This is a genomic window from Halobaculum limi, assembly GCF_029490015.1.
Classification (GTDB): domain Archaea; phylum Halobacteriota; class Halobacteria; order Halobacteriales; family Haloferacaceae; genus Halobaculum; species Halobaculum limi.
On the sequence record NZ_CP120468.1, the window covers coordinates 1,364,389 to 1,378,418 of the forward strand.

A 14,030-nucleotide genomic window follows, 5' to 3' on the forward strand; every position below is an offset into this window, starting at 1 on the left:
TTTGCACGTTGTAGCCGAGAGAAATATGAGATGATGACTCACACCGGGGGAATTCTCTTGTGCTGTCACAGCGACCTGTCGACAATGGAGCCCACTTCTCTGTCCCGCTGACTGTCGCGTCGGCGAGGACGCGGCGGTCGGTGCGGCGGGGGTCGCCCCCGTGAGGTACGACTGACCGACGGATCGGCCGCGGACCCGCCCGCGTCGGGACTCCCCTTCCGACGGCGGCGGACGCGCGGTCACGACACACAGTGAACACACGAGACAGACTGACGGGCGGGCGAGCGGTGATCGCCGCCCGCGACGCGGATACGACACCCGACACGACAGAGATACGGCGACTCGCGGCGGCCGCCGGCTACGACGTGGTCGGCGAGGTGACACAGCGACGCGCCGAGGACCTCCGGTACAACCTCGGGACGGGCAAGACGAAGGAACTCGCAGCAGCAGTGAGCGACGCCGACGCGGATGCGGTCGTCTTCGACGGGTCGCTCTCGCCGGGGCAGTACGCCGACCTCCTCGGCGTGCTTCCGACGGGGACGACGCTCGTCGATCGGTATCGACTGGTACTGGACATCTTCGCCGAGGGCGCCGGCTCTGCGGCCGCACGGACGCAGGTTCGACTCGCGACCCTCCGGTACGAACTCCCGCGACTGGAGCGGATGGAAGGCGAGTCGGCGCTGAACCGGGCGTTCTTCGAGAAGGGGTCGCCGGTGCTGGACGCGAAGCGCCGCATCGACGCCCTGGAGGCGAAACTCGCGGACCTCACCGACGCGGCGGCCGACCGCCGCCGCAAGCGTCGTGAGGAGGGGTTCGACCTCGTCGCACTCGCGGGGTACACGAACGCCGGGAAGTCGACACTGTTGCGACGACTCGCCGACGACCTCGACAGCCCGGAGTCGGACGGTGACGCCGGTGGCGACGGCGATGCGGGAGGCGACGATGACGACGCGGCGGGCGGCGGGGAGAGCGACCACGCAGACCTCGCCACGACCGCGAGCGTCGAGGATCGCCTGTTCGAGACGCTAGAGACGACGACGCGGCGGGCGACCGTCGACGGGCGGCGAGTGCTGCTCACAGATACGGTCGGCCTCGTCGCGGACCTGCCGCACGACATCGTGCGGTCGTTCTCGGCGACGCTCGACGAGATTGGCACGAGCGACGTCGTCCTCGCGGTCGTCGACGCCAGCGCCGACGCCGAGACGCTCGAACGCAGACTGGCGACGACCGTGGACGTCCTCGCCGCGGACGCGAGCGGTCCGGTCATTCCGGTCGTGAACAAAGTCGACCGCCTCGACGCCGACCAACGGGCCGCCGCACTGGAGACAGTCGAGACTGTCCTCGCGGCGGCCGAGGTAGACACGCGCGACCCGGTCGCCGTCAGCGCTCGTGACGGCGACGGCTGTGACGCCCTCCGTACGGCGCTCATTGACGCGCTTCCGAGCGAGATGGCCGAGTTCGTCGTCCCCAACTCCGGCGAGACGCAGGCGCTCGTCTCGTGGCTCCACGAACGCGGGGACACGGCGGTCACCTACAGTGGTGAGACGGTCGAGATACGGTTCTCCGGACGGCCGGCCGTCGTGGAGGAAGCCCGTCGACGCGCGGGCAACCTCGGAGGGTCGTAGGTCGGAGGCCGTCGTTCGGGAGTCGTCGGTTGGGGGCCGTCGTCCGCGCGATTACCGAGGGCCGGTAGCGGGCCGAAGGCACATCCCTCCGCCTATCCTTCTCCCGCGTATGAGTGACTCGCGTGCGGTGACGCCGACGCTGGAACTCCCCTCCGGCGAGACGGTCACGGAGGATGAGGTCTTCTCGTTCAACGGCTACCCGTATCGGTTCGTCCCGCTAGAGCACCCGGAGTACCGCTTCAAACTCGTCCCGCTCTACTGGGGCGGCGGCGATATGGACGTGCCGTTCGAGGGTCGCGAGGAACTGGTCGAGCAGTGGGGGCCGGAGTCGCGTGGCGTCCTCACCGACGAGGAGTGGCGCGACTGGCTGATCGAAGCGCGGGCGGACGACCGCTTCGGCGAGGACGAACTCGACGCCGTCGAGCGCGAACTGTTCGGTGGGGACGATGGACTGCTCTCGCGGGTGCGACGCACGTTGGGAATATGACACCGAAACGGTGATTGGTGCGATCCGTGATCCGTCGATATGGTCCTCGACCTCCTCCTCGCGGCCCTCGTCTCGGTCGTCGTCATCGCGACGGGCGTGTACATCGGTGTCCTCCGGGCGCTGGACGTGTACGCCAACAGTTCTGCGAGTTTCTTCCTGATGGACCGCCCGGACCCGCCGGTGTTTCGGACCGGCGACCCCGCTAACGACCGCGGCCCCACTGACGGCGACGCCGGAAGCGACGAGGAGTGACCGCGCTCACTTCTCTTGCATCGGCACGTCGCAGTCGAGACACACCTCCATCCCGGCGATCCAGTTCACCTCCGAGCGCCCGCAATCGGGGCAGACGTACACTGCGTTGTTGTGTTCGGTCGTCCCGCGCGGCGGCGCGAGGAACCCTGCCTCTGCGACCGTCGACGCGATAGCGGGCACGCGTGACCGCTTGAACCGTGCCCGGTGGACGAGGTACTCGCCGGAACTGGGGTCGGTGCCGTGGAGGTCGTCCCAGTCGAAGCGGTGACTGGTGTTGCGAGCGGCCTGTTGGGGGCCGAGTCTGACCGCCTCGAACAGCGGATCGGTCGCCCGCGAGAGCGGGTCCGACTCGTCGGCCTCGCGGTACAACTCCACGGCGCGGTCGTAGGCGTCGCTCCCGTCGTCCGCGAGGCCGGCGGCCGCGCCGAAGTCGCCCATCGCCTCGAAACAGCAGGCACGCTCGGCGTCGGTCTCGAACACGCTCGCGTAGTCGGCGGCGACGGCGGTGCCCTCGCGGGCGCGGAGTCGTGCGCGGCGGTCGCTTCCCGCCGCTCGGTACGCGAACGCCGCGAGCAAGAGATACCGGAATCCGTAGCCCGCGTACGTGGCGTCGTCTGCTAGGAGGTCACGGTCGTGTCCCTCGGCCTCGCGCCCGGCGAGGACGCCTCGGCCGACGAGACTGTACAGGTCGCCCGAACGGGCGGGGTCGCGATCGACGAGCGCACGGACCGCTTCTTCCCGGTGTGCCGCCGGATCGCTGTCGGTCATCGAGAGACGTAGGCGTTCGACGGAAGTGAATCCGCGGGCCGCAGACGGACGCTGTGCTAGCCAAACCGCGTCCGGCCGCCCGGTGTGAGCACGCTTAAGAAGCGTCCACCACTTCCTCCTCGCATGAACACACGCGACCTCTCGGCGAACTCCCCGTACGTGCCGGGGCAGGGCGTCGAGGAGGTGGCCCGCGAGTTGGGGCTCGACCCCGACGAGTTGGTGAAACTCTCCTCGAACGAGAACCCGTTCGGCCCGTCGCCGAAGGCAATCGAGGCCGCGAAGGCCGCGACCGAGGACGCCCACGTCTACCCGAAGGCCGCTCACACGGACCTCACCGAGGCGCTGGCGACGAAGTGGGACCTCGCGCCCGAACAGGTGTGGGTGTCGCCCGGTGCTGACGGTGCGCTCGACTACCTCTCGCGGGCGATGCTCGCGCCCGGCGACGAGGTGCTCGTTCCCGACCCCGGGTTCGCGTACTACCCGATGACCGCCCGCTACCACCACGGCGAGGTGGCGACGTACCCGCTCTCGAAGGCAGACGGCTTCACGCAGACTGCTGAGGGCGTCCTCGACGCCTACGACGGCGAGCGTATCGTCTACGTCACGACGCCGCACAACCCCGCGGGGACGGAGTTCCCGCGCGATGAACTGGTCGCACTGCTGGAGGGCGTCGACGAGGAGACGCTCGTCGTCGTCGACGAGGCGTACGGCGAGTACACCAACACGCCCTCTGCGGCGGGGCTACTCGACGACTACGAGAACGTCGCCGTCACGCGCACCTTCTCGAAGGCGTACGGCCTCGCCGGACTCCGCATCGGCTACGCACTCGTGCCCGAGGCGTGGGCCGACGCGTACGCCCGCGTGAACACGCCCTTCGCGGCCAACGCCGTCGCCCTCGATGCGGCGCGTGCCGCCCTCGACGACGACGACCACGTCGACCAGAGCGTCGAGTCGGCCGTGTGGGCCCGCGAGTACATCGCCGAGGAACTCGACGCGCCCACCGTCGACAGCGCGGGCAACTTCGTCCTCGCGGACGTGGGCGACGGCGCGGCGGTCGCCGAACGCGCACAGGAACGGGGCGTCATCGTCCGCGACACCGGGTCGTTCGGCCTGCCGGAGTGCGTTCGCGTCTCCTGCGGAACGGAGGCGGAGACGCGAACGGCCGTCGAGACGCTGAACGAGATACTCGTGGAGTTGGACCTCGGGGCCGAGGTGTGAGCGGGGACGCCATCACCCGGCTGGCCGTCACGGGCACGCCCGGAACGGGAAAGACGACCGCGACGGACCTGCTCGCGTCGGAACGCGGTGTCGAGGTCGTCCACCTCAACGACGCCATCCGCGAGGAGGGACTGTACGCCGACCGCGACGAGGAACGCGACTCGCTGGTCGCCGACTTCGACGCCGTCGAAGCCCACCTGGGCGACTGGTCGGGCGTCGTCGACTCCCACCTCGCGCACCACCTCGACGCCGACGCGGTGGCCGTCCTCCGGTGTCGGCCCGACATCCTCGAACAGCGATTGATCGAGCGTGGTGAGAGCGAGGCGAGCGCCCGTGAGAATCGCGAGAGCGAGGCGCTCGACGTCATTCTCGGGGAGGCCGTCGAGCGCTTCGGCGAGGAGCACGTCTACGAAATCGAGACGACCGACCGTGACCCGAAGTGGGTCGCGGCCGAACTGGGCCGCGTCCTCGACGGCGACCGTGAGCCGTCGGCGGGCGAGGTGGACTACGTGGAGTACCTATGACGCTCGACCAACTCAGACCCGTCGCCGAGAAGGGACTGTCGCCGTTCGTCCGCGCGGCAGATGCGGTCGGCCTCTCGCCGGACGGTGTGAGCGTCATCGCGTTCGCGTGTGCGGTCGCGGCGGGCGTCGCCTTTGGCCTCGCGCCGCCGACGGAGGCACCGCTGTACTACGTCGCGGGCGCGGTGCTCGTGTTCCTGAACGGGTGGCTCGACCTCGTCGACGGCGCACTCGCACGGGCGCAAGGCACCGACTCCTCGGGCGGCGACTTACTCGACCACGTCCTCGACCGCTACGCCGACATCGCGGTGCTGGTGGGACTGGCAGCCGGCATCGGTCGCTACGGCCTCGGTCTCGCCGCCGTGACTGGTGTGCTGATGACGTCGTACCTCGGCACGCAGATACAGGCCGTCGGCATCGGCCGCGAGTACGGCGGCTTGCTCGGGCGGGCCGACCGCCTCGCACTCGTCGGCGTCGTCGGCGTCGCCGTCGCGTTCGTCCCCGGCCCACTCGTCGCGGGACTGGGCCTTGTGGCGATTCTGCTCGTCGTGTTCGCGGTCGTCGGCCACCTCACTGCGCTCCAGCGGTTCTGGGGCGCGTGGAGCGACCTGAACTGACGAATCGACCATCGCGTCCCCATCTGTCTGCAGCCTCGTCGGCATCCCGCGGTTCGGCGGCGTGGCACACCTTTTATACCGGCCAGCGCGCTAGGAGGGTGTATGCCCCAGTGTGAGATGTGCGGCGCGGAGAAAGCGTCGCTCACCACCACGAAAGTCGAGGGCGCGGAGCTCGAGCTGTGCGACAGCTGCGCCGACTTCGGCACAGAAGTCCGCACGGAGAGTTCCTCCTCGGCGTCGACGAAGTACTCCACCTCGTCGTCCTCGTCATCGGGTTCGTCGGGTTCGTCGGACTCGTCGAGTTCCTCGTCTTCCTCGTCGTCACGGCGCCGCCGCGACATGTTCGACGATATGGAGACGGTCACCGCAGACTACGACGCCCGCATCCGACAGGCCCGCGAGTCGACCGGAATGAGTCAGGAAGAACTCGCACAAGACATCAACGAGAAGGCGTCGGTCATCCGGAAACTGGAGCGCGGAGACATCCTCCCGTCCGACGACGTCCAGAAGAAACTCGAGAAGAAACTCGGCATCTCGCTCGTTGAGGGCGAAGACGTCGACGACGCCGACTGGGAAAGCTCCTCCTCGGGCGGGATGACCCTCGGCGACGTCGTCAAGCGAAACGACAACTGACCGCAACCGGTACGGATCCACCTTCGTCGACCACCACCGACCGACGCAACGGCTGTCAACATCGACGCGACTTTTGTGCCGCCGCCGTGAGGTGACACGTATGTCCGATTCGGAGACGCTGATCCTCGTCAACCTGAAGGCGTACCCGTGTGACCCGATCGAGATCGCCGAGGCGTGTGCGACCGTCGCCGCCGACACCGACGCGCGCGTCGCCGTCGCCCCGCAGGCTGCGCACCTCTCGGCAGTCGCCGACACCGGCGTCGAGACGTGGGCACAACACGTCTCGCCCGTCGAGCACGGCAGTCACACCGGGTCGACGCTCGCGGAGGCCGTCGCCGACGCGGGCGCGACCGGGACGTTGATCAATCACTCGGAGAACCGCCTGAAACTCGCTGACATCGACGCCTCGCTCGAGGCCGCCGAGCGCGCCGGTCTGGAGACGGTCGTCTGCGCCAACAACCCTGCGCAGTCGGGGGCGGCGGCCGCACTCGGTCCCGACGCGGTCGCGGTCGAACCGCCGGAACTCATCGGCGGCGACGTGTCCGTCGCCAGCGCCGACCCCGCTATCGTCACCGACTCCGTCGCCGCCGTCGAGGCGGTCGACCCCGACGTGGACCTGTTCTGTGGCGCGGGCGTCTCGACGGGCGAAGACGTCGCCGCCGCCGGCGAGTTGGGCGCGACGGGCGTGCTCCTCGCGTCGGGCGTCGCGAAGGCCGACGACCCCGAGGCGGTGTTGCGCGACCTCGTCTCCGGGCTGTAAGCGGACGTATCCGTCCCCTCGTTCTCGTCGCTTCTTCAGAAGAACGGCAGTACAGAGAGACGACCGCAACCTCGGCTAGGCGCCTGTCAGCCCTGTCGAACGTCGTGTTCGAGGACGCCGACGCCCTCGACCTCCACCTCGACGTGGTCACCGTCCGAGAGCGCTCCGACGCCCGCGGGCGTCCCCGTCGAGATGACGTCGCCCGGTTCCAGCGTCAGATACGTGGTTATCTCCTCGATGAGATCCGGGACGGAGAAGATGAACTGGTCGCGCGAGGACGACTGCTTCGTCTCGCCGTTCACGCGGAGTTCGACCGCGGCGTCGGCCGGAACGTCGTCGGCGTCGGCGATGCACGGGCCGATTGGGGCGGAGGCGTCGAACGCCTTCCCGCGTACCCAGTTCTGCTCGCGGTCTTGGTCGTCGCGGTTCGACACGTCGTCGAGGCAGGTGAACCCCTCGACGTAGTCCATCGCGTCGGCGGCGTCGACATTTCGTGCCTGTTCGCCGATGACGACGGCGAGTTCTGCCTCGTGGTCGACGCGCTGTTTCCCGGCGGGCAGCGTCACCGTCGAGTCAGGGTCGGCGACGGCGTTCGGCGGCTTGAGGAACAACAGCGGACGGTCGGGGACGTCCTTGTTCCGCTCGGCGGCGTGGTCGGCGTAGTTGAGGCCGACGCAGACCACCTTCGTCGGCTCACACGGCGCGAGAAGGTCCACGTCGTCGTCGCTGGTGTCGAACGTCTCGCCCGCGGCGGTCACGACTCCGTCGTCGTAGGTGCCCCGGCGGACGGTCCCGGCAGGGTCACGGATTCGAGCGTAGCGCATCGACGCCGACTGGGACCGGTCGCGGCTTAGGCGTTGTGAGTCGCCCGAGGGACGCTCCCAGCGCGGCCGCTCGGCGGTTGGAAAACGAAAGGAGAGAACCGTGAGTGTTCGCGCTACAGTTCGACGGCTTCCTTCTGCCCGAGCGACTCGGGCGTCGTGAAGCGGATGGTGGTGGTCGCACCCGACATCGTGTTGATCTTGATCGTCACTTCCTCGCCCTCGCCCAGTTTGCTGGGGGCGGACGTGTTCGTGAGATCGAACTCGATGTTGAAGCGGTCGTCCGCGTCGTTGAGCACGGTCGTTGAGCTGTCCGTGTTCTTCACCGCGTAGGTGTAGAACTGCCAGCCACTCTCGCCGGAACTGTTGTGCGTCAGCGTCTCGGTACCCTCCGGCCCGATCCAGTTGATCGTGGCATTCGAGAGGTCGATCTCGCCGGCACCGGGTGCCTGCGTCACCGTCACGTTGACCTTGGTGATGTTCTCGCCGTTCTCGACCGTCCCAGTCGTGACGACCTCCTGGAGCCGATTACTGACCTGCTTACTACTCTGTTGACCCGTTTCCTGCGACTTGCTCTGGAGGAAGCCGGCGGTGTTGATCAGGACTCCCGCAGCAATCGCTGCCACGAGCACCATCGCGATGAACACGATGAGTGTCCCGATACCAACCTGCCCCCGTTCTTCCTCGTCCGTAATGAACTCGAACATCTGTGTTGTGCTCCCGCCCGCTCTCGCACGGCGGTTACTACTGCGGAAGGTGCTCCCCTACATATACCTCAGCCGCAAAAAATCAGCGTTGAATATTGGACAGCCGGGTCGCCCACCAGACCGTGTCGGCTCAGCGAACAGTCGCGTCCGTGACGCGAGCGAGGTGGTCCGCGATGTCGGGGTCGAGGCCGTCGTCGGTCACACGCCAGTCCCAGTTGCCCTGTCCCGTGCCGGGCGTGTTGAACCGGGCGTGACTGTCGAGACGCAGGAGGTCCTGCATCGTCGTCATCGCGAGCGTCGAGTTCGAGTTCCACACCGCTTCGATGATGTCCCACGCGATGTCGCTCCCGTCGGTGCCGAGGTTGTAGTGGAGGCAGTCGCGTTGCTCGCCGCCGAGGTCCTCGTAGTAGCCGACGACGGTGTCGCTGTCGTGTGTCGAGGTGTACGCGACGCTGTCTTCGGGGTAGTGCATCGGCTGGTAGAGGTGGCCCTGCTGGCACCAGTCGGCGTACTGCGGCACGCGCATCCCCGGCAGGTCGAACGCCTCTCGCAGACCGACGCTCCCCTCGTCGAGGAAGCCCAGGTCCTCGGCGACGAACGGGAGGTCGCCGAACTCCGCGCGGACGGCCTCGAAGAAGTCGTGCCCCGGCCCCTCGCGCCACTCGCCGGCGGCGGGGTCGTCGCTGTCGGCGGGGATGGCCCAGAATGCGTCGAACCCCTTGAAGTGGTCGAGGCGGGCGTACTCCACCATCGAGAACAGGCGGCGGAGGCGGTCGAGCCACCACTCGTAGCCCGTCTCCGCGAGGCGGCCCCAGTCGTACACGGGGTTACCCCAGCGCTGGCCGCTGTCGCCCGTATTCGGGGGGACGCCCGCGACGGCGGCCGGTCGGTTGTCGTCGGTTAGGTCGAACGCCTCGGGGGCGGCCCACACGTCTGCGGAGTCGAGGGCGACGTAGATGGGTAGGTCACCGAGGATGCGGATTCCACGTTTGTTCGCGTACGCGCGGACGGCGGACCACTGCTGGTCGAACACCCACTGACAGAACGCACGGAATGCGACCTCGTCGGCGAGTTCGTCGCGGTACGTCGCGAGGGTGTCGGGGTCACGCGTCCGAACGTCCTCCGGCCAGTTCGTCCAGAGGTCGCCGCCGAACTCGCGTTTGAGCGCGCGAAACAGCGTGTAGTCGGCCAACCAGTTGGACTCCTCCTCGCGGTAGTCGGCGAACGCCTCGTGTTCGTCGGCGTCGCCGTCGGCGCGGAACCGCTCGAAGGCGGTACGGAGTCGGTCGAGTTTGAACGACTCCGCGGCGTCGTAGTGCACTTCGTGCGGCGAGAAGTCGGCGCCAGCGGTGTCGAGGTCGCTCTCGTCGAGGTACCCGCGGTCGACGAGGTCGTGCAGGTCGACGAGCAGGGGGTTGCCCGCGAATCCCGAGTACGTCTGGTACGGCGAGTGGCCGTGGATGCCAGCGGTCGGACCGAGTGGACAGATCTGCCAGACACTCTGGTCTGCACGGTCGAGGAAGTCGATGAACGAGCGTGCGCCCGCACCGAGGTCACCGATCCCGTGGTCGCCCGGGAACGCGGTGGGGTGTAGAAGGACGCCGCTCCGGCGGTCGAATCGCATATGAGGGCGTTACACCGGGGCCTGTATCAACTATCTGGTCTGTGGTCCGTCACGATACCCACGTCGTGGGTGGCCGACGGAGACGCCCAGCGACTAAGTACCGGTCCCACGATGACCAACGCGATGCCGTACAAGGTCCTGATGCTCGGCTGGGGATATCCCCCGAACGTGACGGGGGGACTCGACACAGCGGTCGGCGAACTGTTCGAACGCCTCGACGCACGCGATGGTATCGAGATGGAGTTGGTGTTGCCCGCGGAGTACGCCCCCGAGGGCCGCGAGAACATCCACGGCGTCCCGACCGGCGACGGCGACATCATCACCCGGATCGGCCGCCTCTCGGGTGCGTTCGTCGACCACGCCGCCGACGCCGACGTCGTCCACACGAACGACTGGTTCGGCTACAACCCCGGGTCGCGAGCACAGGCCAGTCACGACGTCGAATGGGTCACCACCTTCCACTCGCTGTCGTCGGACCGCAACGCGACGCCACCCGAACGCGAGAAGCGCACCGAACAGCGCGTGGTCAACCGCTCGGACCACCTGCTCGCGGTGAGTGAGTTCACGGCCGGCAAGATCGCACACGAGTACGGCGGCGAGGCGGACGTCATCTACAACGGCTTCTCGACCGTCGAGACGACTGGCCGGGATCTGAAAGCCGAACTCGGTATCGACGGCGAGATGCTGTTTTTCGTCGGTCGCCACACCGACCAGAAGGGACTGTCGTACCTGCTGTACGCGCTGCCGAAACTCCGCCGCGACGACGTGACGCTCGTCATCGGCGGGACGGGTCACCTCACCGACCAACTGAAGCGGTTCGTCGAACTCCTCGACATCGAAGACCAGGTGAAGTTCGTCGGCTATCTCCCTGAAGAGGAGTTGGGCGACTACTACGCCAGCGCGGATCTGTTCGTCTCGCCGTCGCTCGCAGAACCGTTCGGCATCACCATCGTCGAGGCGCTGTCGGTCGGCACCCGCGTCGTCGCCGGGCCCAGCGGTGCCTCGGAGGTGTTGCCAGAGGACTGTCTCATCGAGGTGGACCCGAACTCCGACGCCATCGCGGCGGGCATCGACCACGCGCTCTCGCTGGACACGCCTATCGAGTACCAAGAGCGCACGTGGGATGAAGTCGCAGACGAACATATGGCCTTCTACGAGCGAATCCTCGGCGAGGACGATGAGGCGGACGAGAACTCAGCCGAGACAGCGGCGGAAGAAGCAGCGAACGCGGACGGTGCATCGGCAGACGGATCGTAAGTTCCCGCTGAGGCCGTTATCGAAGGATCCTGATGTCGGTGACCGGTTCGGGGTGGACGATGCGGAAGCCGTCGGCGGTCGGTTCGAGTCCGGCCCGTTCGCTGACCGGCCCACCACGCTGATACGGACTGTCCGACTCACCGGGCGACTGGTAGGGGCTGTCGCGTTCGACCGACTGATACGGACTATCGCTCTCGACCGACTGGTACGGGCTGTCGGAGGGGCGCGGCCCCGTGCCGTAGGCGTCTTGGCGTGCGTCCTCGGCGGAGGCGGGCGGGCGCTCGAAATCCTCCGGCGGAAGGTAGATGCGTTCGCCGGAGGCTGACTCCACGACGACGGCGGCGTCACGGTCGCCGGCGACGAGGATGACGGTGCGCCCGTCGACGATTTCGATGTCGATCGAGACGGCCGGTTCGTCGGCAGCGTCGGCGTCGGGGGAAGCGGTCGCGTCCGTCTCGGCCACGTCGCCGTTGACCGCGGTCGCGTCCTCGGGGTCGTCCATACAGCCACTGTTCAGGGGACACCACTTATCGGTTTGTGGTGGTCGACACGTCGAACTAGCGTCGTCGTCGTGTGGTTAGCTACCGATAGTCACGGTCTTCCACCATCGTTTGCCGGTATTGGCGGCCTCCGAAAGACCAAAACGACCTCCATCCGTTGGGCCGCCTATGGAACACCCTGGCCACCCTCGCGTCTGTGCTGTCGGCGAGTCGGTGGAACTTGCACCACGCAACCCCGACCCTGACACCGAGTACCGATGGAGTGTCATCACCGCACCGTCAGATTCCGACGTCGACGTCGACGACGACGAAGCAGTCCAGTGGTTCTCACCGGACGCCCCCGGTCGCTACGTCCTGCAACTCACCGGCGGCGGCACGAGCCACACCTTGACCGTGCGCGCGTTCGACGCCGAGACCAGTCCCTCGTCGGGAACCGGCGTCTCCGGACACAGCGGCGCGTCCGGGAGCGGCCTCTCTGGGTCAGGTAGTGCCGTTGGTCGCTCGGGCGGGCAGAGTGGCTCTGCACGCGCCGGTATCGGTGGCGCGGGCGAAGGTCTCGAACGCCCGCGCGTCCACCTCGACACGGAACTCGACGACGAGTACCTCCGCGTCCACGCGTCGGTCGACCCCGACGACGACGACACCCGCGTCGAGTTCATGCTCGACGACCGTGACGACCTGACCGAAGGCGACATCCACGTCGACGGGCGGACGCTGACCGTCGCTCGCGACCGCCTGCCGGCACGGGCCCGCATCTACGCCGTCGCCGTCAACGACGAAGCGTACGGCGTGACCGACGCCATCGACGTCCGCCGTGAGGAGGTCACCGACGGCGGCGTCGACGTGGCAGAGGCAAGCACCGCGGCGGCCGGCAGTATCGTCGTCGACCGCCCGTACGACCCGCCGGCGTGGGCGCTCGACTCGCGCATCTACGAAATCTACGTCCGCGCGTTCGGCGACCCCGAGGAGGACGAGAACCGCCTCGCCGGGATCCGAAAACGCCTCGACGAACTCGACGAGTTGGGTATCGACACGCTGTGGCTCACTCCCGTCCTCCAACACGACGGCGCACCGCACGGCTACAACATCGTCGACTTCTTCGAGATCGCCGCGGACCTGGGCGGCCGCGAGGAGTACCAGAAACTCGTCGACGCCGCCCACGACCGCGGGATGAACGTCCTGTTCGACCTGGTGTGCAACCACTCTGCGCGTGATCACCCGTTCTTCCAGGACGCGTACGGCAACCCCGACAGCGAGTACTACTCGTGGTACGAGTGGCAGGAGAACGGCGAACCGGGGACGTACTTCGAGTGGGAGTTCATCGCCAACTTCGACTTCTCGGAGTTGGAGGTGCGCCGCCACCTCCTGGACGCCGTCGACGAGTGGGCACCGATGGTCGACGGCTTCCGCTGTGACATGGCGTGGGCCGTCCCCAACGGCTTCTGGACGGAGGTCCACGACCGCGTGAAGACGATGGACTCCGAGTTCTTCCTCCTCGACGAGACCATCCCGTACATCCCCGACTTCCAGGCGGGCCTGTTCGACATGCACTTCGACTCGACGACGGCGTTCACCCTCCGAGAGGTGGGCGACGGCAACAAGCCCGCGACGGCCATCCTCGACGCCATCGACGAACGGCGTCGCGTCGGCTTCCCCGACCACGCCTCGTTCATGCTGTATCAGGAGAACCACGACGAGACGCGCTACCTCTCCTCGTACGGCGAGGAGGCGGCGTTCGCCTCCGCGGGGGCACTCGTCACGCTGCCGGGCGCGCCGATGGTGTACGCCGGGCAAGAGACCGGCCAACTCGGGCGACGTGACCAACTCGACTACGAGAACGTCCGCGAGGACATCCACGCACACTACGAGCGTCTGCTCGCGCTTCGCGACGAGCACCCGGCGCTGACCCATCGTGCGGCGTTAGAGCGTGTGGAGTTCTCCGTCGTCGAGGGTGACGAGGACGCGGTCGTCGCGTACCGCCGCGAAGCGGAGGACGGCGAGGCCGTCGTCACGGTCCTCAACTTCGCAGACGGCACCGCGTCCGTCACGGTCGACACCGCCGTCGGCGACGTCGACCTCGTGACCGACGAGACAGTCGTCGACGGCGGCACCGTCTCGGTGTCCGACGTCGTCGTCGTGCCCGTCGCGGAGTAACCCGACCCGCGACGCGCCGGCGACCACGGCAACAGTGGTCGTTGCCGCCTGCCTCGGGCGTGTCGTCGACTGCGACGACCTCGCTG

At 67.7% G+C, this 14,030-nt stretch carries 15 protein-coding genes; 10 read left to right on the forward strand and 5 right to left on the reverse strand.

The features are described 5' to 3' along the window. Positions 1-251: 251 nt before the first annotated feature. From hflX to P0D77_RS06840, 3 genes are all read left to right on the forward strand, one after another. On the forward strand, positions 252-1,625 hold the full coding sequence (gene hflX, locus P0D77_RS06830) for a GTPase HflX (RefSeq protein WP_277555530.1): 1,374 nt from the start codon (positions 252-254) through the stop codon (positions 1,623-1,625). Positions 1,626-1,734: 109 nt separating this feature from the next. After that, entirely contained in the window at positions 1,735-2,112 is a 378-nt protein-coding gene (locus tag P0D77_RS06835) for a hypothetical protein (RefSeq protein ID WP_277555531.1), read from the forward strand. Positions 2,113-2,151: 39 nt separating this feature from the next. Further along, entirely contained in the window at positions 2,152-2,364 is a 213-nt protein-coding gene (locus P0D77_RS06840; protein ID WP_277555532.1) for a hypothetical protein, read from the forward strand. Positions 2,365-2,370: 6 nt separating this feature from the next. Here P0D77_RS06840 and P0D77_RS06845 read toward each other — a convergent pair whose 3' ends face one another. Further along, positions 2,371-3,132, reverse strand: a complete 762-nt coding sequence (locus tag P0D77_RS06845; protein WP_277555533.1) for a hypothetical protein — start codon at positions 3,130-3,132, stop codon at positions 2,371-2,373. A gap of 123 nt (positions 3,133-3,255) precedes the next feature. Between P0D77_RS06845 and hisC the strand changes: the two genes are divergently transcribed. From hisC to tpiA, 5 genes are all read left to right on the forward strand, one after another. Continuing rightward, a complete protein-coding gene (hisC, locus tag P0D77_RS06850) occupies positions 3,256-4,350 on the forward strand; it encodes a histidinol-phosphate transaminase (RefSeq protein ID WP_277555535.1) in 1,095 nt (364 codons plus the stop codon). Continuing rightward, positions 4,347-4,874 carry an adenylate kinase family protein gene (locus tag P0D77_RS06855; RefSeq protein WP_277555536.1) on the forward strand — a complete coding sequence of 176 codons (528 nt, stop codon included), beginning with the start codon at positions 4,347-4,349 and terminating at the stop codon, positions 4,872-4,874. The genes hisC and P0D77_RS06855 overlap by 4 nt, the downstream gene beginning before the upstream one ends. Then, positions 4,871-5,488 (forward strand): CDP-alcohol phosphatidyltransferase family protein, encoded by a 618-nt coding sequence (locus P0D77_RS06860; protein WP_277555537.1) that lies wholly within the window; start codon positions 4,871-4,873, stop codon positions 5,486-5,488. Before P0D77_RS06855 ends, P0D77_RS06860 begins: the two co-directional genes overlap by 4 nt. 102 nt (positions 5,489-5,590) lie before the next feature. Further along, complete coding sequence (locus P0D77_RS06865) at positions 5,591-6,121, forward strand: multiprotein bridging factor aMBF1 (RefSeq protein ID WP_277555538.1); 531 nt, start codon at positions 5,591-5,593, stop codon at positions 6,119-6,121. A gap of 100 nt (positions 6,122-6,221) precedes the next feature. Continuing rightward, positions 6,222-6,881, forward strand: coding sequence for a triose-phosphate isomerase (tpiA, locus tag P0D77_RS06870; RefSeq protein WP_277555539.1), 660 nt, complete (start codon positions 6,222-6,224; stop codon positions 6,879-6,881). 86 nt (positions 6,882-6,967) lie between these two features. Here the strand turns inward: tpiA and P0D77_RS06875 are convergent, their stop codons facing one another. From P0D77_RS06875 to malQ, 3 genes are all read right to left on the reverse strand, one after another. After that, complete coding sequence (locus tag P0D77_RS06875; RefSeq protein WP_277555540.1) at positions 6,968-7,705, reverse strand: fumarylacetoacetate hydrolase family protein; 738 nt, start codon at positions 7,703-7,705, stop codon at positions 6,968-6,970. A 113-nt stretch (positions 7,706-7,818) separates the two neighbouring features. Further along, complete coding sequence (locus tag P0D77_RS06880; RefSeq protein WP_277555541.1) at positions 7,819-8,409, reverse strand: flagellin; 591 nt, start codon at positions 8,407-8,409, stop codon at positions 7,819-7,821. A gap of 130 nt (positions 8,410-8,539) precedes the next feature. Beyond that, positions 8,540-10,033: a 4-alpha-glucanotransferase gene (malQ, locus tag P0D77_RS06885; protein WP_277555542.1), complete on the reverse strand. Its 1,494-nt coding sequence runs from the start codon at positions 10,031-10,033 to the stop codon at positions 8,540-8,542. Positions 10,034-10,174: 141 nt separating this feature from the next. Here malQ and P0D77_RS06890 point away from each other — a divergent pair, with 141 nt between their 5' ends. Further along, a complete protein-coding gene (locus tag P0D77_RS06890) occupies positions 10,175-11,290 on the forward strand; it encodes a glycosyltransferase family 4 protein (protein WP_277555752.1) in 1,116 nt (371 codons plus the stop codon). 16 nt (positions 11,291-11,306) lie between these two features. Here P0D77_RS06890 and P0D77_RS06895 read toward each other — a convergent pair whose 3' ends face one another. Then, positions 11,307-11,792 (reverse strand): DUF7510 family protein, encoded by a 486-nt coding sequence (locus P0D77_RS06895; protein ID WP_277555543.1) that lies wholly within the window; start codon positions 11,790-11,792, stop codon positions 11,307-11,309. A gap of 166 nt (positions 11,793-11,958) precedes the next feature. On the opposite strand from P0D77_RS06895, the gene malA reads away from it, so the two are divergent. Continuing rightward, the gene (gene malA, locus P0D77_RS06900; RefSeq protein ID WP_277555545.1) at positions 11,959-13,944 is read left to right on the forward strand and encodes an alpha-amylase MalA; all 1,986 of its coding nucleotides are present in this window, start codon (positions 11,959-11,961) and stop codon (positions 13,942-13,944) included. Positions 13,945-14,030: the final 86 nt, after the last annotated feature.

Excerpts from the sequence above, each read along its gene's own strand:
- P0D77_RS06835 (WP_277555531.1), top strand. The coding sequence starts at position 1,735 with ATGAGTGACTCGCGTGCGGTGACGCCGACGCTGGAACTCCCCTCCGGC.
- P0D77_RS06840 (WP_277555532.1), top strand. The coding sequence starts at position 2,152 with ATGGTCCTCGACCTCCTCCTCGCGGCCCTCGTCTCGGTCGTCGTCATC.
- P0D77_RS06845 (WP_277555533.1), bottom strand. The coding sequence starts at position 3,132 with ATGACCGACAGCGATCCGGCGGCACACCGGGAAGAAGCGGTCCGTGCG.
- hisC (WP_277555535.1), top strand. The coding sequence starts at position 3,256 with ATGAACACACGCGACCTCTCGGCGAACTCCCCGTACGTGCCGGGGCAG.
- P0D77_RS06860 (WP_277555537.1), top strand. The coding sequence starts at position 4,871 with ATGACGCTCGACCAACTCAGACCCGTCGCCGAGAAGGGACTGTCGCCG.
- P0D77_RS06865 (WP_277555538.1), top strand. The coding sequence starts at position 5,591 with ATGCCCCAGTGTGAGATGTGCGGCGCGGAGAAAGCGTCGCTCACCACC.
- tpiA (WP_277555539.1), top strand. The coding sequence starts at position 6,222 with ATGTCCGATTCGGAGACGCTGATCCTCGTCAACCTGAAGGCGTACCCG.
- P0D77_RS06875 (WP_277555540.1), bottom strand. The coding sequence starts at position 7,705 with ATGCGCTACGCTCGAATCCGTGACCCTGCCGGGACCGTCCGCCGGGGC.
- P0D77_RS06880 (WP_277555541.1), bottom strand. The coding sequence starts at position 8,409 with ATGTTCGAGTTCATTACGGACGAGGAAGAACGGGGGCAGGTTGGTATC.
- malQ (WP_277555542.1), bottom strand. The coding sequence starts at position 10,033 with ATGCGATTCGACCGCCGGAGCGGCGTCCTTCTACACCCCACCGCGTTC.
- P0D77_RS06890 (WP_277555752.1), top strand. The coding sequence starts at position 10,175 with ATGCTCGGCTGGGGATATCCCCCGAACGTGACGGGGGGACTCGACACA.
- P0D77_RS06895 (WP_277555543.1), bottom strand. The coding sequence starts at position 11,792 with ATGGACGACCCCGAGGACGCGACCGCGGTCAACGGCGACGTGGCCGAG.
- malA (WP_277555545.1), top strand. The coding sequence starts at position 11,959 with ATGGAACACCCTGGCCACCCTCGCGTCTGTGCTGTCGGCGAGTCGGTG.